22 protein-coding genes are annotated in these 19,266 nt (G+C 62.3%); 15 read left to right on the top strand and 7 right to left on the bottom strand.

All coding sequences use genetic code 11. From position 1 onward, the window contains the following. Nucleotides 1-8: 8 nt before the first annotated feature. Nucleotides 9-533: a KdsC family phosphatase gene (locus BV82_RS05560; RefSeq protein WP_010223380.1), complete on the bottom strand. Its 525-nt coding sequence runs from the start codon at nucleotides 531-533 to the stop codon at nucleotides 9-11. Continuing rightward, nucleotides 534-1,508 carry a KpsF/GutQ family sugar-phosphate isomerase gene (locus BV82_RS05565; protein WP_010223379.1) on the bottom strand — a complete coding sequence of 325 codons (975 nt, stop codon included), beginning with the start codon at nucleotides 1,506-1,508 and terminating at the stop codon, nucleotides 534-536. A gap of 244 nt (nucleotides 1,509-1,752) precedes the next feature. On the opposite strand from BV82_RS05565, the gene BV82_RS05570 reads away from it, so the two are divergent. The 14 genes from BV82_RS05570 (at nucleotide 1,753) to BV82_RS05635 (ending at nucleotide 12,702) form a co-directional block, all read left to right on the top strand. Next, a complete protein-coding gene (locus BV82_RS05570; protein WP_010223378.1) occupies nucleotides 1,753-2,562 on the top strand; it encodes an ATP-binding cassette domain-containing protein in 810 nt (269 codons plus the stop codon). Continuing rightward, nucleotides 2,562-3,359 (top strand): lipid asymmetry maintenance ABC transporter permease subunit MlaE, encoded by a 798-nt coding sequence (gene mlaE / locus BV82_RS05575; protein WP_010223377.1) that lies wholly within the window; start codon nucleotides 2,562-2,564, stop codon nucleotides 3,357-3,359. Before BV82_RS05570 ends, mlaE begins: the two co-directional genes overlap by 1 nt. Further along, nucleotides 3,359-3,826 carry an outer membrane lipid asymmetry maintenance protein MlaD gene (mlaD, locus tag BV82_RS05580; protein WP_010223376.1) on the top strand — a complete coding sequence of 156 codons (468 nt, stop codon included), beginning with the start codon at nucleotides 3,359-3,361 and terminating at the stop codon, nucleotides 3,824-3,826. The genes mlaE and mlaD overlap by 1 nt, the downstream gene beginning before the upstream one ends. 9 nt (nucleotides 3,827-3,835) lie before the next feature. Continuing rightward, nucleotides 3,836-4,486, top strand: a complete 651-nt coding sequence (locus tag BV82_RS05585) for an MlaC/ttg2D family ABC transporter substrate-binding protein (protein ID WP_036993958.1) — start codon at nucleotides 3,836-3,838, stop codon at nucleotides 4,484-4,486. Then, the gene (locus BV82_RS05590) at nucleotides 4,483-4,788 is read left to right on the top strand and encodes an STAS domain-containing protein (RefSeq protein ID WP_010223374.1); all 306 of its coding nucleotides are present in this window, start codon (nucleotides 4,483-4,485) and stop codon (nucleotides 4,786-4,788) included. The genes BV82_RS05585 and BV82_RS05590 overlap by 4 nt, the downstream gene beginning before the upstream one ends. Before the next feature lie 115 nt (nucleotides 4,789-4,903). Then, nucleotides 4,904-5,143, top strand: coding sequence for a BolA family protein (locus BV82_RS05595; RefSeq protein WP_010223373.1), 240 nt, complete (start codon nucleotides 4,904-4,906; stop codon nucleotides 5,141-5,143). A gap of 23 nt (nucleotides 5,144-5,166) precedes the next feature. Then, entirely contained in the window at nucleotides 5,167-6,432 is a 1,266-nt protein-coding gene (murA, locus tag BV82_RS05600; RefSeq protein WP_010223372.1) for a UDP-N-acetylglucosamine 1-carboxyvinyltransferase, read from the top strand. 107 nt (nucleotides 6,433-6,539) lie between these two features. After that, on the top strand, nucleotides 6,540-7,175 hold the full coding sequence (gene hisG / locus BV82_RS05605; protein WP_010223371.1) for an ATP phosphoribosyltransferase: 636 nt from the start codon (nucleotides 6,540-6,542) through the stop codon (nucleotides 7,173-7,175). Nucleotides 7,176-7,311: 136 nt separating this feature from the next. After that, on the top strand, nucleotides 7,312-8,640 hold the full coding sequence (hisD, locus tag BV82_RS05610; RefSeq protein ID WP_010223370.1) for a histidinol dehydrogenase: 1,329 nt from the start codon (nucleotides 7,312-7,314) through the stop codon (nucleotides 8,638-8,640). A 2-nt stretch (nucleotides 8,641-8,642) separates the two neighbouring features. Continuing rightward, a complete protein-coding gene (hisC, locus tag BV82_RS05615) occupies nucleotides 8,643-9,689 on the top strand; it encodes a histidinol-phosphate transaminase (protein WP_010223369.1) in 1,047 nt (348 codons plus the stop codon). 115 nt (nucleotides 9,690-9,804) lie between these two features. After that, nucleotides 9,805-10,455 (top strand): FadR/GntR family transcriptional regulator, encoded by a 651-nt coding sequence (locus tag BV82_RS05620; protein WP_010220561.1) that lies wholly within the window; start codon nucleotides 9,805-9,807, stop codon nucleotides 10,453-10,455. A 15-nt stretch (nucleotides 10,456-10,470) separates the two neighbouring features. Further along, nucleotides 10,471-11,754: a CynX/NimT family MFS transporter gene (locus BV82_RS05625; RefSeq protein WP_010220562.1), complete on the top strand. Its 1,284-nt coding sequence runs from the start codon at nucleotides 10,471-10,473 to the stop codon at nucleotides 11,752-11,754. A 138-nt stretch (nucleotides 11,755-11,892) separates the two neighbouring features. Then, on the top strand, nucleotides 11,893-12,363 hold the full coding sequence (locus BV82_RS05630) for a nuclear transport factor 2 family protein (protein ID WP_036993960.1): 471 nt from the start codon (nucleotides 11,893-11,895) through the stop codon (nucleotides 12,361-12,363). 39 nt (nucleotides 12,364-12,402) lie between these two features. Further along, nucleotides 12,403-12,702: a GIY-YIG nuclease family protein gene (locus BV82_RS05635; RefSeq protein ID WP_010220564.1), complete on the top strand. Its 300-nt coding sequence runs from the start codon at nucleotides 12,403-12,405 to the stop codon at nucleotides 12,700-12,702. Here BV82_RS05635 and yejK read toward each other — a convergent pair. Next, entirely contained in the window at nucleotides 12,683-13,690 is a 1,008-nt protein-coding gene (yejK, locus tag BV82_RS05640; RefSeq protein WP_010220565.1) for a nucleoid-associated protein YejK, read from the bottom strand. The two genes, BV82_RS05635 and yejK, sit on opposite strands and share 20 nt — an antisense overlap. 408 nt (nucleotides 13,691-14,098) lie before the next feature. Between yejK and BV82_RS05645 the strand changes: the two genes are divergently transcribed. Beyond that, the gene (locus BV82_RS05645) at nucleotides 14,099-14,380 is read left to right on the top strand and encodes an HU family DNA-binding protein (protein ID WP_009398256.1); all 282 of its coding nucleotides are present in this window, start codon (nucleotides 14,099-14,101) and stop codon (nucleotides 14,378-14,380) included. Between the two features lie 50 nt (nucleotides 14,381-14,430). On the opposite strand, the gene rlmF is transcribed toward BV82_RS05645, so the two are convergent. The 4 genes from rlmF to BV82_RS05665 form a co-directional block, all read right to left on the bottom strand. After that, on the bottom strand, nucleotides 14,431-15,393 hold the full coding sequence (rlmF, locus tag BV82_RS05650) for a 23S rRNA (adenine(1618)-N(6))-methyltransferase RlmF (RefSeq protein WP_010220210.1): 963 nt from the start codon (nucleotides 15,391-15,393) through the stop codon (nucleotides 14,431-14,433). A gap of 99 nt (nucleotides 15,394-15,492) precedes the next feature. Next, the gene (locus BV82_RS05655; RefSeq protein WP_010220208.1) at nucleotides 15,493-18,339 is read right to left on the bottom strand and encodes a valine--tRNA ligase; all 2,847 of its coding nucleotides are present in this window, start codon (nucleotides 18,337-18,339) and stop codon (nucleotides 15,493-15,495) included. A gap of 142 nt (nucleotides 18,340-18,481) precedes the next feature. Beyond that, a complete protein-coding gene (locus BV82_RS05660; RefSeq protein WP_010220207.1) occupies nucleotides 18,482-18,829 on the bottom strand; it encodes a hypothetical protein in 348 nt (115 codons plus the stop codon). Between the two features lie 5 nt (nucleotides 18,830-18,834). Continuing rightward, nucleotides 18,835-19,263: a DNA polymerase III subunit chi gene (locus BV82_RS05665; RefSeq protein WP_036993961.1), complete on the bottom strand. Its 429-nt coding sequence runs from the start codon at nucleotides 19,261-19,263 to the stop codon at nucleotides 18,835-18,837. Nucleotides 19,264-19,266 lie beyond the last annotated feature (3 nt).

Consider the following 19,266-nt stretch of genomic DNA (forward strand, 5'->3'; position numbering starts at 1 on the left):
GTGTCGCTCTACAGGTAATGGCTGTTGGCCGCTTCAAGATTGCCCTGGGCTTGCAGGATCAGTTCGCAGAACTCGCGAGCGGCACCTTCGCCGCCGCGCGCCAGGGTCACCCCATGAGCGTGCTCGCGAACGAAGGCGGCGGCGTTGGCCACCGCCATGCCCAGCCCGACCCGTCGGATCACGGGCAGGTCAGGCAGGTCGTCGCCCAGATAGGCAACCTGTTCATAGCTTAGGTTGAGCTGGCCAAGAAGCTCGTCCAATACCACCAATTTATCTTCGCGGCCCTGGTACAGGTGAGGAATGCCGAGGTTCTTTGCCCGGCGCTCGACCACCGGGGTCTTGCGCCCGCTGATGATGGCGGTGGTCACGCCCGAGTTCATGAGCATCTTGATGCCCTGGCCGTCGAGGGTGTTGAAGGTCTTGAATTCGCTGCCGTCTTCGAGAAAGTACAGGCGCCCATCGGTGAGTACGCCGTCTACGTCGAAAACCGCCAGTTTGATGGCTTTGCCGCGCTGGAGCAGGTCCTGGGTCATTTACATCACTCCCGCACGCAACAGGTCGTGCATGTTCAGGGCGCCAACCGGGCGCTCGTCCTTGTCGATCACCACCAGGGCGCTGATCTTGTGGTCTTCCATGATCTTCAGGGCCTCGGCGGCGAGCATCTCGGCGCGGGCGGTCTTGCCGTGGGCGGTCATGACTTCCTCGATGAGGGTCTTGTGCACATCGATGTTGCGATCGAGGCTACGGCGCAGATCGCCGTCGGTGAAGATCCCGGCCAGCCGTCCGTCGGCTTCGAGTACCACGGTCATGCCCAAACCTTTGCGAGACATTTCGAGGAGCGCGTCCTTGAGCAGGGTACCGCGTTGAACCTGCGGCAACTCGTCGCCAGCGTGCATGACGTTCTCGACTTTGAGCAGCAGGCGTCGGCCGAGGGCGCCGCCGGGGTGCGAGAACGCGAAGTCTTCAGCGGTAAAGCCGCGGGCCTCGAGCAGCGCGATGGCCAGGGCATCGCCCAGTACCAGTGCTGCGGTGGTCGAGGAGGTCGGTGCCAGGTTGAGCGGGCAGGCTTCCTGGGCGACACGGGCGTCGAGGTTGACCTCGGCGGCCTTGGCCAGCGGCGAGTCGGGGTTGCCGGTGAGGCTGATCAACTGGATGCCCAGGCGCTTGATCAGCGGCAACAGGGTGACGATCTCGGCCGTCGAGCCCGAGTTGGACAGGGCCAGGATCACGTCATCACGGGTGATCATGCCCATGTCGCCATGACTGGCTTCGGCCGGGTGGACGAAAAACGCCGGCGTACCGGTGCTGGCCAGGGTGGCGGCGATCTTGTTGCCGATGTGCCCCGACTTGCCCATGCCGACCACCACTACCCGGCCTTTGCTGGCCAGGATCAGCTCGCATGCCTTGACGAAATCGGCGTCGATGTGGGCCAGCAGGCCCTCAACCGCCTCGAGTTCGAAACGGATGGTGCGCTGCGCGGATTGGATCAGGTCGCTGGATTGGCTCATGTCGAAAATCGGATTGCCTGATGAAAAGGCGGCGATTATAGCGGTAAAGGGCAAAAGCCTCACCTTGTGATTGTCATACAGTCGTCCACTTAGCTTAACCATACCTGAACAAGCACCGTGGCGGCCTTGGGGCGGCCCTATCAGCGGTGCTATAGTTCGCTGCTGTTCGGCCCGCTCGGTGCGGGCGTGCCTCCACGAAGGGGGCGCGCGTCTGAGTGAGAAGGCTGCATCGCAAGGAGTCTAGATGAGCGTTGATAACGCCTACGCGGTCGAATTGAAGGGCGTAACCTTCAAGCGCGGTTCGCGCAGCATCTTCAATAATGTCGACATACGCATTCCGCGCGGCAAGGTTACCGGTATCATGGGGCCTTCCGGGTGCGGCAAGACCACGCTGCTGAGGCTGATGGGCGCACAGTTGCGTCCGGCCAGCGGCGAAGTCTGGGTGGCAGGGCAGAATCTGCCGACCCTGTCGCGCAGTGACCTGTTCGATGCCCGCAAGCAAATGGGCGTGCTGTTCCAGAGCGGCGCGCTGTTCACCGATCTCGATGTGTTCGAGAACGTCGCCTTCCCGCTGCGGGTACATACCCAGCTGTCCGACGAGATGATTCGCGACATCGTCCTGATGAAGCTCCAGGCCGTTGGCCTGCGCGGCGCCATCGAGCTGATGCCCGACGAGTTGTCCGGTGGCATGAAGCGTCGCGTCGCCCTGGCCAGGGCCATCGCTCTGGACCCGCAGATCCTCATGTACGACGAGCCGTTCGTCGGCCAGGATCCGATTGCCATGGGGGTGCTGGTACGGCTGATCCGCCTGCTCAACGACGCCCTGGGCATCACCAGTATCGTGGTTTCCCATGATCTGGCCGAAACCGCCAGCATTGCCGACTACATCTACGTGGTGGGTGATGGTCAGGTCCTGGGGCAGGGCACGCCAGAGGAACTGATGGGCTCCGATAACCCGCGCATTCGTCAATTCATGAAAGGCGATCCGGATGGTCCGGTGCCCTTTCACTTTCCTGCGCCGGATTACCGCGCCGATCTTCTGGGGAAGCGTTGATGCGCAAAAAATCCATGCTCGAACGTATTCGTCGTTTTGGCCGTTCGGCCATCGACGTGCTGGCCGTACTCGGCCGCTCCTTTTTGTTCCTGCTGCATTCGCTGGTAGGGCGCAGCGGCACCGGCGGCGGCTTCCAGCTGCTGGTCCGGCAGCTGTATTCGGTTGGCGTGCTGTCGCTGGCGATCATTGTCGTTTCCGGGGTGTTCATCGGCATGGTGCTGGCCCTGCAGGGGTTCAGCATCCTGACCAAGTACGGCTCGGAACAGGCGGTGGGGCAGATGGTTGCCCTGACCTTGCTGCGTGAACTCGGGCCGGTGGTTACCGCCTTGCTGTTTGCCGGCCGTGCAGGCTCGGCGCTGACCGCCGAGATCGGCAACATGAAGTCCACCGAGCAGTTGTCCAGCCTGGAAATGATCGGTGTCGACCCGCTCAAGTACATCGTTGCCCCTCGGTTGTGGGCCGGTTTCATCTCCCTGCCGTTGCTGGCGCTGATCTTCAGCGTGGTCGGCATCTGGGGTGGCTCCTGGGTTGCCGTGGACTGGCTGGGCGTCTACGAAGGCTCGTTCTGGGCCAACATGCAGAACAGTGTTTCCTTTACCGACGATGTGCTCAACGGGGTGATCAAGAGCCTGGTTTTTGCCTTCGTCGTGACCTGGATTGCCGTATTCCAGGGCTATGACTGCGAGCCCACTTCAGAGGGGATCAGTCGTGCCACTACCAAGACCGTGGTCTATGCCTCATTGGCAGTCCTGGGTCTGGACTTTATTCTGACCGCCTTGATGTTTGGAGATTTCTGATGCAAAACCGCACCCTGGAAATCGGTGTCGGCCTGTTTCTTCTGGCCGGGATCCTGGCGCTGATCCTGCTGGCCCTGCGTGTCAGCGGCCTGTCGGCGAGCCCGAGCAGCGATACCTATAAACTTTATGCCAATTTCGACAATATCGCCGGTTTGACTGTCAGAGCTAAAGTGACCATGGCCGGTGTGACCATCGGCAAGGTCACCGCCATCGATCTGGATCGTGACACCTTTACCGGTCGGGTGACGCTGCAGCTGGAAAAACGGGTAGACAATCTGCCGGTCGACTCCACTGCATCTATCCTCACCGCAGGGCTGCTCGGCGAGAAGTACATCGGTATCAGCGTGGGCGGAGAAGATGCGGTGCTCAAGGATGGTGCAACCATTCACGACACCCAGTCGGCGCTGGTACTGGAAGATCTGATTGGCAAGTTCCTGCTCAATACCGTTGGCAAAGAAGCTAAATAAGGAGTTTCCATGATTTCTATCCTGCGACGCGGCTTGCTGGTGTTGCTGGCAGCGCTGCCACTGATGGCCGGCGCGGCTGCTCAGTCCCCCAAAGAGGTGATCGAGAAGACCACCAGCCAGTTGTTGTCTGACCTCAAGACCAACAAAGAACAGTACAAGGCCAACCCGAGTGCGTTCTACGATGCGCTCAATGCCAACCTGGGCCCGGTCGTCGATGCCGACGGCATCTCGAAAAGCATCATGACCGTCAAGTATTCGCGCCAGGCCAGCCCGGCGCAGATGCAGCGCTTCCAGGAGAACTTCAAGCGCAGCCTGATGCAGTTCTACGGCAACGCCCTGCTCGAATACAACAACCAGGGCATCACTGTCGGCAATGCCAAGCAGGACGGTGATGAGCGTGCCAGCGTCGACATGACGGTCAAGGGCAACAACGGTGCCGTTTACCCGGTGCAGTACACCCTGACCAAGCTCAATGGTGAGTGGAAAGTGCGTAACGTCATCGTCAACGGCATCAACATCGGCAAGCTGTTCCGTGACCAGTTCGCCGACGCCATGCAGCGCAACGGCAACAACCTGGACAAGACCATCGACGGCTGGGCCGGCGAAGTGGCCAAGGCCAAGGAGTCCACCGAGCAAGCGGCCGAGAAGCAAGCGCAATGACCGACAACGCCGTGACCATGAGCGAGCCGGGTGTATTGAACCTGGCCGGGGTCCTGGATTACCGCAGCGGGCCTGCCTTGCGCAAGGAAGGCAAGGCCCTGATCGCGGCGTGCAAGGCCCAGGCTTTGGTGCTGGATTGCTCGAAGGTCGAGAAATCCAGCAGCGTCGGCCTGTCCCTGCTGCTGGCGTTCATGCGCGATGGCAAGGCGGCGGGCAAGGCCGTGCAGGTCCGCTCCATGCCCCAGGACATGCGTGAAATCGCCGAAGTTTATGACCTCGATGAGGTGCTGGCCGGTCAATGACCGCCAGCCAGCGACTGGCCCCTCTGTCAGAGTCTCCGATTACGGGGTTCGCAGGCGAGGGGCTTTTTTGTATGATGGCCGACCCGCGCGCACAGGGCGCCGATTGAGGTTGAGCATGCAGGCCGTAGAAGTTAAGAACTTCCTTGAAGAAAAGTTGCCGGGAACCCGGGTCGAAGTTGAAGGCGAAGGCTGCAACTTCCAGTTGAACGTGATCAGCGATGAATTGGCGGCCCTGAGCCCGGTCAAGCGTCAGCAGCAGATCTATGCTCACCTTAACCCGTGGATCACCGATGGCAGCATCCATGCGGTAACCATGAAATTTTTCAGCAGCGCAGCCTGGGCTGAGCGCACCTGAGCCAACTTGGCGGCGAGACTCTAATGGACAAACTGATTATTACTGGCGGCGTTCGCCTCGATGGCGAAATCCGCATTTCCGGGGCAAAGAACGCTGCCCTGCCGATTCTGGCGGCGACCTTGCTCTGCGATGGCCCGGTCACCGTGGGCAACCTGCCACACCTGCACGACATCACCACGATGATCGAGCTGTTCGGCCGCATGGGCATTGAGCCGGTGATCGACGAGAAGCTCTCGGTCGAAATCGACCCACGCACCATCAAGACCCTGGTCGCGCCGTACGAGCTGGTGAAAACCATGCGCGCCTCGATCCTGGTGCTGGGCCCGATGGTCGCCCGTTTCGGCGAGGCCGAAGTGGCCCTGCCTGGCGGTTGCGCCATTGGTTCGCGTCCGGTCGACCTGCACATCCGTGGCCTGGAAGCCATGGGCGCGAAGATCGAGGTCGAAGGCGGCTACATCAAGGCCAAGGCCCCTGAAGGCGGCCTGCGTGGCGCGCACTTCTTCTTTGATACCGTCAGCGTGACCGGTACCGAGAACATCATGATGGCCGCAGCCCTGGCCAAAGGCCGCAGCGTGCTGCAAAACGCCGCGCGCGAGCCGGAAGTGGTCGACCTCGCCAACTTCCTCAACGCCATGGGCGCCAAGGTTCAGGGCGCCGGTACCGACACCATCACCATCGACGGCGTCGAGCGTCTGGGTTCGGCGACCTACCGCGTCATGCCTGACCGTATCGAAACCGGTACCTACCTGGTGGCTGCTGCCGTTACTGGCGGCCGCGTCAAGGTCAAGGACACCGATCCGACCATCCTCGAAGCCGTCCTTGAAAAACTCAAGGAAGCTGGTGCCGAAGTCACCACCGGTGAAGACTGGATCGAGCTGGACATGCACGGCAAGCGGCCCAAAGCCGTCAACCTGCGTACCGCTCCGTACCCAGCGTTCCCGACCGACATGCAGGCGCAGTTCATCTCCCTCAACGCCATTGCCGAAGGCACCGGCGCGGTGATCGAGACGATCTTCGAAAACCGCTTCATGCACGTCTACGAAATGCACCGCATGGGCGCCCTGATCCAGGTCGAAGGCAACACTGCCATCGTGACCGGGACCAAGACCCTCAAAGGCGCTCCAGTAATGGCCACCGACCTGCGGGCTTCGGCCAGCCTGGTGCTGTCGGCGCTGGTTGCCGAAGGCGATACGCTGATCGACCGCATCTACCACATCGACCGTGGTTACGAGTGCATCGAGGAAAAACTGCAGATGCTCGGCGCCAAGATCCGTCGCGTACCGGGCTAGTCTGTGAGTGGCGCAGGGACGCGCCAGCCAATTGCTGCACCGAATTAATGCGGTCGGGCCTGTTGAGTGCCCGGCCGGCTGTAGCCGCATAAGGACCGACGTTTCCCATGTTGACCATCGCGCTATCCAAAGGTCGGATTCTCGACGACACCCTGCCGCTGCTGGCGGAAGCCGGTATCGTTCCGACCGAGAACCCGGACAAGAGCCGCAAGCTGATCATTCCTACGACTCAGGAAGACGTACGTCTGCTGATCGTGCGCGCCACCGACGTGCCGACCTATGTCGAGCATGGTGCCGCCGATCTGGGCGTGGCCGGCAAGGACGTGCTGATGGAGTACGGTGGCCAGGGCCTGTACGAGCCGCTGGACCTGCAGATTGCCCAGTGCAAGCTGATGACCGCCGGCAAGATCGGCGCTGCCGAGCCTAAAGGCCGTTTGCGCATCGCCACCAAGTTCGTCAACGTTGCCAAGCGCTACTACGCCGAACAAGGCCGTCAGGTCGATATCATCAAGCTGTATGGCTCGATGGAGCTGGCGCCGCTGATCGGCCTGGCCGACAAGATCATCGACGTCGTCGACACCGGCAATACCCTGCGTGCCAACGGCCTGGAACCCCAGGAACTGATTGCCACCATCAGCTCCCGGCTGGTGGTCAACAAGGCTTCGATGAAGATGCAGCACGCCCGCATCCAGAGCCTGATCGACACCCTGCGCGAAGCGGTCGAATCGCGACACCGCGGCTAAGACTTTCTACCTCCTGCGCGCGGCCTTCGCTGTCGCGCCCGTCTATCCGCGTCATAGCCAATTTTCTCGGGTGCCCGCGCGGATGGACTGGTAGCTTAGGGCGCCTGAGCATTCGCCATTTATTGAGGCCCTCGCTATGACCACGTCCACTGCAATCGCCCGACTCAATGCCGCTGACCCGGATTTCGCCCGACATCTGGATCATCTGCTGAGCTGGGAAAGTGTCTCTGACGACGCGGTCAACCAGCGCGTGCTCGACATCATCAAGGCCGTGCGCGAGCGCGGCGATGCGGCGCTGGTGGAGTTCACCCAGCGTTTCGATGGCGTGCAAGCCACTTCGATCAACGACCTGATCCTTGGTCGCGAGCGCCTGGAGCTGGCCCTGACCCGCATCACCCCGGCCCAGCGTGAAGCGCTGGAAAAAGCCGCAGAGCGGGTGCGCAGCTACCACGAACGGCAGAAGCAGGATTCCTGGAGCTACACCGAAGCCGACGGCACCGTGCTCGGCCAGAAGGTCACGCCACTGGACCGCGCCGGCCTGTATGTGCCAGGCGGCAAGGCGTCGTACCCCTCGTCGGTACTGATGAACGCGATTCCGGCCAAGGTCGCCGGTGTCGGTGAAGTGGTCATGGTGGTGCCGACCCCGCGTGGCGAGGTCAACGAGCTGGTCCTGGCCGCCGCCTGCATCGCCGGTGTCGACCGGGTCTTCACCATCGGTGGCGCCCAGGCGGTTGCCGCCCTGGCCTATGGCACCGAAAGCGTGCCACAGGTCGACAAGGTGGTTGGCCCGGGCAACATCTACGTGGCCACCGCCAAGCGTCATGTGTTCGGTCAGGTAGGTATCGACATGATCGCCGGCCCGTCGGAGATTCTCGTGGTATGCGACGGCCAGACCGACCCGGACTGGATCGCCATGGACCTGTTCTCCCAGGCCGAGCACGACGAAGATGCCCAGGCGATTCTGGTCAGCCCTGACGCCGCGTTCCTCGACAAGGTTGCCGCCAGCATCGACAAGCTGCTGCCGACCATGGAACGCGCCGAGATCATCAAGACCTCGATCAACGGCCGTGGTGCGCTGATCCAGGTGCGCGACATGCAGCAGGCGATGGACGTTGCCAACCGTATTGCGCCGGAGCACCTGGAGTTATCGGTGGCCGATCCGCAAGCCTGGCTGCCGCAGATTCGCCATGCCGGTGCGATCTTCATGGGCCGCCACACCAGCGAAGCCCTGGGCGATTACTGCGCAGGCCCCAACCACGTACTGCCAACCTCCGGCACTGCGCGCTTCTCGTCGCCGCTGGGGGTGTACGACTTCCAGAAGCGTTCGTCGATCATCTTCTGCTCCGAGCAGGGCGCTTCCGAGCTGGGCCACACCGCCTCGGTACTGGCCCGTGGCGAATCGCTGACCGCCCACGCCCGCAGCGCCGAATACCGCATCCTTGCCGATAACAAAAAGGGGAACTGAACATGAGTAAATTCTGGAGCCCCTTCGTCAAGGATCTGGTGCCTTACGTGCCGGGCGAGCAGCCAAAGCTGGCCAAGCTGGTCAAGCTCAACACCAATGAAAACCCCTACGGCCCATCGCCCAAGGCGCTGGAAGCCATGCGTGGCGAGTTGAACGACAACCTGCGCCTGTACCCGGACCCTAACAGCGACCTGCTCAAGCAGGCGGTGGCCGAATACTACGGCGTGCAGGGCAACCAGGTATTTCTCGGCAACGGTTCGGACGAAGTGCTGGCGCACATCTTCCATGGCCTGTTCCAGCACGATGCGCCGCTGTTGTTCCCAGACATCAGCTACAGCTTCTACCCGGTCTACTGCGGCCTGTACGGCATCCCGTTCGAGGCGGTGGCGCTGGATGAGCAGTTCCAGATCCGTGTCGACGATTACCGCAAGGCCAATGGCGGGATCATCTTCCCCAACCCCAACGCACCGACCGGTTGCCTGCTGGCCCTGGAGGCCATCGAGCAACTGCTCAAGGCCAACCCGGATTCGGTGGTGGTGGTCGATGAAGCCTACATCGACTTTGGCGGCCAGACCGCCATCAGCCTGGTGGATCGCTACGACAACCTGCTGGTCACCCAGACCCTGTCCAAGTCGCGCTCGCTGGCAGGTCTGCGGGTCGGTCTGGCGGTGGGCCACCCGGACCTGATCGAGGCCCTGGAGCGGATCAAGAACAGCTTCAACTCCTACCCGCTCGATCGCATGGCGATTGTTGGTGCGGCGGCAGCGTTCGCCGACCGCGCGTACTTCGACGAAACCTGCCGCAAAGTGATCGACAGCCGCGAGTCGCTGGTCAAGGAATTGAGCGCCCGTGGTTTTGAAGTCCTGCCGTCGGCGGCCAACTTCATCTTTGCCCGCCACCCGCAGCAGGACGCCGCCGAGCTTGCGGCCCGCCTGCGCGAGCAAGGGGTGATCGTGCGGCACTTCAAGCAGGCGCGGATTGCCCAGTTCCTGCGCATCACCATCGGTACGCCGGAGCAGAACCAGGCGTTGCTTGATGCGCTGAACTGAAACTGCTCAGTCCTTATCGCGGGGCAAGCCCGCTCCCACTGTGGGAGCGGGCTTGCCCCGCGATGCTTGTTACCGGTAATCTTTCCCTTCTGAATTCATCCGATGATTGGATGTCATGACGTTATTGATCAAACGCTCCCTGGTCGAACAAGCCGTCGAGCAACTGCGCCAGCGCGTGGCCAGCGGTGCCTGGGCCGTGGGCCAGCGCCTGCCCACCGAACCGGAACTGGCCAGCGAACTGGGCATCAGTCGCAACACCGTGCGTGAAGCCATGCGCGTGCTGGCGTTCAGCGGCCTGGTCGAAGTCCGCCAGGGGGATGGCAGCTACCTGCGCAGCGCCGTCGACCCGCTGCAGGCGCTACAGGCCTTGTCGCGCTGCGATCTGGAGCAGGCGCGCGAGACTCGCCATATTCTTGAAGCCGAAGCCATTGGCCTGGCCGCGCTGCGCCGTACCGACGCGGACCTGCACGCTCTTCGCGAAGCGCTCGAACACAGCGGCGCGCATTTTCATGCCGACCTGGAGCAGTACATTCGTTGCGATCTGGTGTTCCACCAGCGCCTGGTCGATGCCGCGCACAACCCGGCCCTGAGCGAGCTGTATCGGTACTTTTCCGGTGTGGTGGCCGCCACCTTGCACCACAACCTGTCCCACGCGCCCCGCTGTCAGCTGGTCTTCGACCTGCACGGGCAGATTCTCGATGCCATCGAACAACGCGATCCGGACCGGGCCAAGGCCCTGAGCCGGACCCTGATCAACGAATCCTGACCTTGCGAGACTGCCATGGGCCATGACACAACCCGAACTGCGGCGCCAGCCAATGGGCCGGAGCTGGAAGAACTGCTGATCGACGCCGAGGCCGACGACGAACAGGTGCAACAGCAGCCGGTGCTGCTCAAGCGGCCCTGGCTGTTGCTGCTCGGCCTGGTGCTGGTGGCGCTGAACCTGCGGCCAGCGTTGTCGAGCATGGCGCCGCTGCTTAGCCAGGTTTGCGACAGCCTCGGCCTGACAGCGTCGCAGGCCGGTTTGCTGACGACCTTGCCAGTGCTTTGCCTGGGCCTGTTCGCGCCGCTGGCACCGTTGCTGGCGCGGCGCTTTGGCAGCGAGCGGGTGATCCTCGGTATTCTTTTGGTGTTGGCAGCGGGTATTGCCGTGCGTAGCGCCTTCGGCAGTACTGGCGTGTTCGTCGGCAGCATCATGGCCGGGGCCAGCATCGGCGTGATCGGCGTACTGTTGCCTGGCATCGTCAAACGTGATTTCCCCAAGCACGCCGGGACCCTGACCGGTGTCTACACCATGGCTTTGTGCCTGGGCGCGGCCATGGCGGCCGGCGCCACCGTCCCCCTGAGCGAGCGCCTGGGTGACAGTTGGTCGCTAGGTCTGGGTTTCTGGTTGATCCCGGCATTGCTGGCCGCGCTGATCTGGTTGCCCCAGGCGCGCGAGGGACACGGTGCGCATCACGTCGCCTATCGGGTGCGTGGCCTGCTGCGCGACCCGCTGGCCTGGCAGGTGACCTTGTACATGGGCCTGCAGTCGTCGCTGGCCTATATCGTCTTTGGCTGGCTGCCGTCGATTCTCATCGGTCGCGGCCTGAGCCCGACCCAGGCGGGGTTGGTGCTTTCCGGCTCAGTCATCGTGCAGTTGATCAGCTCGCTCAGCGCCCCCTGGCTGGCGACCCGCGGCAAGGACCAGCGCCTGGCCATCGTGATCGTCATGCTCATGGCCCTGGCCGGTTTGTTCGGCTGCCTGTATGCGCCCCTGGATGGCCTGTGGGGCTGGGCAATCGTGCTTGGCTTGGGGCAGGGCGGCACTTTCGCCCTGGCCCTGACCCTGATCGTGCTGCGCTCCAAAGACGCCCATGTGGCGGCCAACCTGTCGAGCATGGCTCAAGGCATCGGCTATACCCTGGCTTCGATGGGGCCATTCGCGGTCGGCCTGGTGCATGATTTGACCGGCGGCTGGAGTGCGGTAGGCTGGATTTTTGCGGTGCTGGGGGCTGGCGCCATTGGTTTTGGCCTCAAGGCCGGGCGCAACTTGCATGTGCAGGTGGTCAGCGAGCGGGTTTGAGATTGCGTTGAGGCTATTGCCGGCAAGGCTGCGAAGCGGCCCGGGTTTAAGCAGACATTCGCCAGGTAAATGTCCATAGCTTTTTGCCACTCCAGCGGACTATCGTTCAGGTCTATTCCCTTCGAAACGGACCCGCCCATGAGCGACGCCAACACTGCCTTGATCACCCGCTTCTACCAGGCCTTCCAGCGCCTGGATGCCGAAGCCATGGTTGCCTGCTACAGCGACGATATCATCTTCAGCGACCCGGCCTTCGGCACCTTGCGCGGCAAGGACGCGGGTGACATGTGGCGCATGCTCACCACCCGTGCCAAGGATTTTTCCCTGACCTTCGACAGCGTGCGTGCCGATGAACGCAGCGCCAGTGCGCACTGGGTCGCCCGCTACCTGTTCAGCCAGACCGGCCGTACCGTGGTCAACGACATTCAGGCGCGTTTCGTCCTGCGGGACGGCAAGATCTGCGAGCACCACGATAGCTTCGACCTGTGGGGCTGGTCGCGCCAGGCATTGGGCACCAGCGGGTTGTTGCTGGGCTGGTCACCACTGGTGCAGGGCAAGGTGCGTGCCCAGGCGCAGAAAGGCCTGCGGGCGTTTCAGGCCGGGCGCTGAAGCGCTAAGCTGTGCGCTTTGCCGTTGATAGTAGCCGTCGTGTCCGAGCCCACTCCCGAACCCCTGAACAAACCCTGGTACGTCTACCTGGTGCGCGCCGCCAATGGCTCGCTGTATTGCGGGATCAGTGACAACCCCGCACGGCGCTTCCTGGCCCATCAGAAGGGCCAGGGCGCACGCTACTTCAGTACCAGCCCGGCAGTGGCTTTGGTCTATGTCGAAGCCTGGCCGGACAAGACCAAGGCCCTGCAACAGGAGCGGCTGGTGAAGAAGCTGCGCAAAAGTGCCAAGGAAGCGCTGGTGGCCTCCTGGTCGGGGCTCAGTCCTTGCGACGCTTGAGCTGATCGGTCAGTTGCGTCGGCAGGCCCTTGATGATCAGGGTACCGGCTTCCTCGTCGTATTCGATCTTCGAGCCCAGCAGGTGGGCTTCAAAGCTGATCGACAGGCCCTCGGCGCGCCCGGTGAAGCGGCGGAACTGGTTGAGGGTGCGTTTATCGGCCGGGATTTCCGGCGACAGGCCGTAGTCCTTGTTGCGGATGTGCTCGTAGAAGGCCCGAGGGCGGTCTTCGTCGATCAGCCCCGAAAGCTCCTCAAGGGTCACCGGCTCGCCGGCCTTGGTCTGGCTGGTGGCGTAGTCGACAAGGGTCTGGGTTTTCTCGCGAGCGGCTTCTTCGGGCAGGTCCTCGCTTTCGACGAAGTCACTGAAGGCCTTGAGCAGGGTACGGGTTTCGCCCGGGCCGTCGACACCTTCCTGGCAGCCGATGAAGTCGCGGAAGTACTCCGAGACCTTCTTGCCGTTCTTGCCCTTGATGAACGAGATGTACTGCTTGGAGGCTTTGTTGTTCTGCCACTCGGAGAGGTTGATGCGTGCAGCCAGGTGCAGCTGGCCCAGGTCCAGGTGGCGCGACGGGGTCACGTCGAGGTCGGCGTTCACCGCCACGCCTTCGCTGTGGTGCAGCAGGGCGATGGCCAGGTAGTCAGTCATGCCTTGCTGGTAGTGGGCGAACAAGACGTGGCCACCGACGGACAGGTTGGACTCTTCCATCAGTTTTTGCAGGTGTTCGACGGCGACCCGGCTGAAGGCGGTAAAGGTGCTGCCTTCCTCCAGGTATTCCTTGAGCCAGCCGCTGAACGGGTGGGCGCCGGATTCTGCGTGGAAGAAGCCCCAGGCCTTGCCCTGTTTGGCGTTGTAGCTGTCGTTGAGGTCGGCCAGGAGGTTTTCGATGGCACCGGACTCGGCCAGTTCCGAGTCGCGTGCGTGCAGCACGGCGGGGCTACCATCGGGTTTCTTGTCGATCAGGTGGACGATGCAATGACGGATCGGCATGGGATTCTCGGTCGAAAATGGGCGGTGCTGGCCGCGTTGCAAAGTCGCCAAGTGTACCTCAGCCCAGGGGTGATTCAGTGGCCAGATGTTGGCAGATATGTCGGTTGTTCGTTTTTTGTTCAGAATTTTGCGTTTTTTCGCGCAAACCCCCGAAAAACCTGCACATTTGCCTTGAGGGAGGCGGATATTTATCTATTCCTGTGGTAGTTTTGCCCGGTCTTGCGCCCCGTGTGTGGCGCATTGCTGGCAGACCGCTCGCGTCACGTCGAACCAAACGTCGTTTTACGTATCTACATACGCGATTGACGTGGCTGTAACACCGGACCGCCGGATCCCCCGCAGGTCTGGCTCGATGACTGACGTAGCACTCTGCATACTCACTGAATTTGATAGGGAAGGAACACCACCATGGCATTGACCAAAGACCAACTGATCGCCGATATCGCTGAAGCTATCGACGCGCCAAAAACCACCGCGCGTAACGCTCTGGAGCAACTGGGTCAGATCGTTGCGGATCAGCTGGAAAATGGCAGCGAAATCACCCTGCCAGGCATCGGCAAACTGAAAATCACCGAGCGTCCTGCCCGTACCGGCCGCAACCCTTCGACTGGCGCTGCCATCGAAATCGCTGCCAAGAAAGTCGTCAAGTTCGTGCCAGCCAAAGTGCTGACCGACGCTGTAAACAAGTAATTGTAAACAGCTCGAAAAAACCGCGTCCGGGTTGCCCGGACGCGGTTTTTTTATGCCTTGGTTTTGCTCCAGCGCTGCTGGCGCCAGGCTTGGCGCGCTGCAGCATCCTGGAAGGTCCAGGCGATCATGCGGCTCTGCTTCTGCCCCTGGCCCATCTCCACCACTCGCTGATCGAGCGCACCGGCCTTTTTCAGCGCCGCCTGGATGCCGGGCAGGTTGGAGGCTTTGGACACCAGGCTGGTGAACCACAGCACCTGCTGGCCAAGGCTGGCGCTCTCCGTCACCAACTGGCTGACAAAGCGGATCTCGCCGCCTTCGCACCACAGTTCGTTGTTTTGCCCGCCAAAGTTCAGCACCGGCAGCTTGCGCTTGGGGTCGGCCTTGCCCAGGGCTCGCCATTTGCGCTGGCTGCCACGGGTGGCTTCTTCGCGCGAGGCGTGGAAGGGCGGGTTGCACAGGGTCAGGTCGAAGCGCTCGTCACTGTTCAGCAGCCCCAGCAGGATGTGCTTGCGGTTGCCTTGCTGGCGCAGGTTGATGGCCTTGCCCAGGCCGTTGGCCTGGACGATGGCGCCGGCCGCAGCCAGCGCCGTGGCGTCGATGTCCGAGCCGAGAAAGCGCCAGCGGTAATCGCTGTGGCCCAGCAACGGGTAGATGCAGTTGGCGCCGACGCCGATATCCAGGGCCTGGACGTGCGCACCCCGGGGGATTTCGCCGTTGTTTTCTTGCGCGAGCAAATCGGCCAGCACATGCACGTAATCCGCCCGGCCAGGGATCGGTGGGCATAGATAGTCGGCCGGGATGTCCCAGTGCTGGATACCGTACTGAGCCTTGAGCAAGGCGCGGTTGAAGACCCGCACAGCCTCGGGGTTGGCAAAGTCGATGCTGGGCTTGCCATGGGGATTGGTGATCATGAATCGGCCCAGCTCAGGGCTGCTCTTGATCAGTTGGGGGAAGTCGTAGCGGCCCTGGTGGCGGTTGCGCGGGTGCAGGGTCGGTTTGTTGGCTGTGGTCATGTTGATGTCCGGTGGAAAGCATCGCGGGTCAAGCCCGCTCCTACAGGGTTGTGTAGGAGCGGGCTTGACCCGCGAAAGCATCACTGAGGTCAGCGAGTGTTACAAGGCGGCAATCCGCGCATGCTGCTCGGTGAAGTTGGCCAGGGCCTGTTCGGCTTCAGCCAGCTTGGCGCGCTCCTTGTCGATCACCGCAGGCGGTGCCTTGTCGACGAAGGCGGCATTGGACAGCTTGCCGCCGACGCGCTGGACTTCACCCTGCAGACGCTGGATTTCCTTGTTCAGGCGAGCCAGTTCGGCATCCTTGTCGATCAGGCCGGCCATCGGCACCAGCACCTGCAGATCGCCAACCAGGGCGGTGGCGCTCAGTGGCGCTTCGTCCTGTTCGCCGAGCACGGTGAAGGACTCGATCTTCGCCAGCTTCTTCAGCAGCGCTTCGTTTTCCTGCAGGCGACGCTGGTCTTCGGCGCTGGCGTTTTTCAGGAACAGTTGCAGTGGCTTGCCCGGGCCGATGTTCATTTCGCCACGGATGTTGCGCACGCCGAGCATCAGCTCCTTGAGCCACTCGATGTCGCCTTCGGCAGCGGCGTCGATGCGGCTTTCGTTGGCCACTGGCCATGGCTGCAGCATGATGGTCTTGCCTTCGGCCCCGGCCAGCGGCGCCAGGCGCTGCCAGATTTCTTCGGTGATGAACGGCATGAACGGATGGGCCAGGCGCAGTGCCACTTCCAGTACCCGCACCAGGGTGCGGCGAGTGCCACGGGCGCGTTCGACCGGCGCGTTCTCGTCCCACAGGACCGGCTTGGACAGCTCCAGGTACCAGTCGCAATACTGGTTCCAGATGAACTCGTAGAGCGCCTGGGCGGCGAGGTCGAAGCGGAACTGATCGAGCTGGCGGGTGACTTCGGCTTCGGTGCGCTGCAACTGCGAGATGATCCAGCGATCGGCCAGCGACAGTTCGCAGGCTTCGCCGTTCTGGCCGCAGTCCTCGCCCTTGTCCAGCACGTAGCGGGCTGCGTTCCAGATCTTGTTGCAGAAGTTGCGGTAGCCTTCGACGCGGCCCATGTCGAACTTGATGTCGCGACCGGTGGAGGCCAGCGAGCAGAAGGTGAAGCGCAGGGCGTCGGTGCCGTAGCTGGCGATGCCCTCCGGGAACTCGGCCTTGGTCTGCTTGGCGATCTTCTCGGCAAGTTTTGGCTGCATCATGCCGCTGGTGCGTTTTTCCAGCAGTTCGTCGAGGGTGATGCCGTCAACGATGTCCAGCGGGTCAAGGACGTTGCCCTTGGACTTGGACATCTTCTGGCCCTGGCCATCGCGCACCAGGCCGTGAACATAAACGGTCTTGAACGGTACCTGCGGGGTGCCGTCCTCGTTCTTCACCAGGTGCATGGTCAGCATGATCATCCGGGCAACCCAGAAGAAAATGATGTCGAAGCCGGTGACCAGCACGTCGGTGGAGTGGAATTTCTTCAGGAATTCGGTCTGCTGCGGCCAGCCCAGGGTCGAGAAGGTCCACAGGCCCGAGCTGAACCAGGTATCGAGAACATCGTTGTCCTGGTTCAGGACCACGTCTGCGCCGAGGTTGTGCTTGCTGCGCACTTCTTCTTCGCTGCGCCCGACATAGACCTTGCCGGACTCGTCGTACCAGGCCGGAATACGGTGGCCCCACCACAGCTGACGGCTGATGCACCAGTCCTGGATGTCGCGCATCCACGAGAAGTACATGTTTTCGTATTGCTTGGGCACGAACTGGATGCGGCCGTCTTCAACGGCAGCAATCGCCGGCTCCGCCAGCGGCTTGGTCGACACGTACCACTGGTCGGTCAGCCACGGCTCGATGACGGTGCCTGAACGATCGCCTTTCGGTACTTTCAGGGCGTGGTCGTCGACGCTGACCAGCAGGCCCGCGGCGTCGAAGTCGGCAACGATCTGCTTGCGCGCGACGAAGCGGTCCAGGCCGGCATACTGGGCAGGCAGGGTGGCGTCGATGCTGTCGTTGACGCTGCCGTCGAGGTTGAACACCTGTGCGGCCGGCAGGACGAAGGCGTTCTTGTCGAAGATGTTCAGCAGCGGCAGGTTGTGGCGCTTGCCGACTTCGTAGTCGTTGAAGTCGTGGGCCGGGGTGATCTTCACGCAGCCGGTGCCGAATTCAGGGTCGCAGTAGTCGTCGGCAATGATCGGGATGCGCCGACCCACCAGGGGCAGCTCGACGAACTTGCCGATCAGCGCTTTGTAACGCTCGTCTTCCGGGTTCACGGCCACGGCGGCGTCGCCGAGCATGGTTTCCGGACGAGTGGTGGCGACGATCAGGTAGTCCTTGCCGTCGGCGGTCTTGGCGCCATCAGCCAGCGGGTAGCGCAGGTTCCACAGGTGGCCCTTCTCGTCGTGGTTTTCCACTTCGAGGTCGGAGATCGCCGTGTGCAGCTTGGTATCCCAGTTGACCAGGCGCTTGCCGCGGTAGATCAGGCCGTCTTCATGCAGGCGCACGAAAGCTTCTTTAACGGCTTCAGAGAGGCCGTCGTCCATGGTGAAGCGCTCGCGGCTCCAGTCGACTGACGAGCCCAGGCGGCGAATCTGGCGGCTGATGTTGCCACCGGACTGATCCTTCCATTCCCAGACCTTTTCCAGGAACTTCTCGCGGCCCAGGTCGTGGCGGCTCTGGCCCTTGGCTTCAAGCTGGCGCTCGACCAGCATCTGCGTGGCGATACCGGCGTGGTCGGTGCCAGGCTGCCACAGGGTGTTGCGGCCCTGCATGCGACGGAAACGGATCAGGGCGTCCATGATCGCGTTGTTGAAGCCATGACCCATGTGCAGGCTGCCGGTGACGTTCGGCGGCGGGATCATGATGGTGTAGGAATCGCCCGCGCCTTGCGGAGCGAAATAATTCTCGGACTCCCAGGTGTTGTACCAGGAAGTTTCAATAGCGTGCGGCTGGTAGGTCTTATCCATGCGCGGCGGGACCCTTAGGCATTTATTCAGGAAAGCCGGAGAGTATAACGAAGCGGCAAGCTTCAAGCGACAAGCGACAAGCGACAAGCTCAGAGCGCCGCACGGCTCTTGCAGCTTGTCGCTTGAAGCTTGTAACTGCTTTTTATTGGTTAAGCAGGCGCTCGAGGCGGGCATCGAGCCGGCGCTTGATCTCGCTCTCGATATGCGGGGCGAAATCGTTGATCACGTCTTGCATGATCAATTGCGCGGCTGCGCGCAGCTCGGCGTCCAGGTGCAGCAGGGTTTCCTGGCGCTTGGCCTGTGGGTCGGCAGGGGCTTCAGGCACGGGCGCTGGCGGCACTTCGGCCTCTTCGAGCAGCAGCGGGATCTGCTCCTCGACGGTGTCGGTCAACAGCGGTGGCTCGAGGGATGCATCGCCAAGCAACTGACGGATCGACTCCAGGTCGTCCAGCAGGTGCGCGGATTGGGGCAGGGGAGTGGATTTGTCCATCGTCTTCAGAGTCGCTGTAAGCGGTGATCTTGCAGAGCATAGCCCTGTTCGCGGTAGAAACGGAAACTCTCTCGGGCCGCCAGACGAATCGCCGGCTCTTCGACCACGATCTCGGCGATCCGGGCAAAACCGGCAGCGAAGGGCGGTACCTTGAGGTCCAGGTTGATCAGCAGGTCCTGATGGCTGCCGGCGTCATCGCCAAGGCCAAGGGCCACGCTGGCCTGCGGGTCATCTTCAGCCGGGCTGTGGGGCACGAAGGCCTCGCCCTTGAACGCCCACAGGCGTGCGTCCAGTTCATCGCGCTGGGCAGCGCCGCTGCAATGCAGGTAAACCCGGTGCCCGAGGCGCCAGGCCTTTTCGCACAGCTTGCAGGCGAAATCCAGGCGCGCCGAGGGCGCGGCGCTGGGCAATATGTAGAAATCGACTTTGGTCATGAT

The sequence above is a fragment of the Pseudomonas donghuensis genome (assembly GCF_000696345.2).
Lineage (GTDB): Bacteria > Pseudomonadota > Gammaproteobacteria > Pseudomonadales > Pseudomonadaceae > Aquipseudomonas > Aquipseudomonas donghuensis.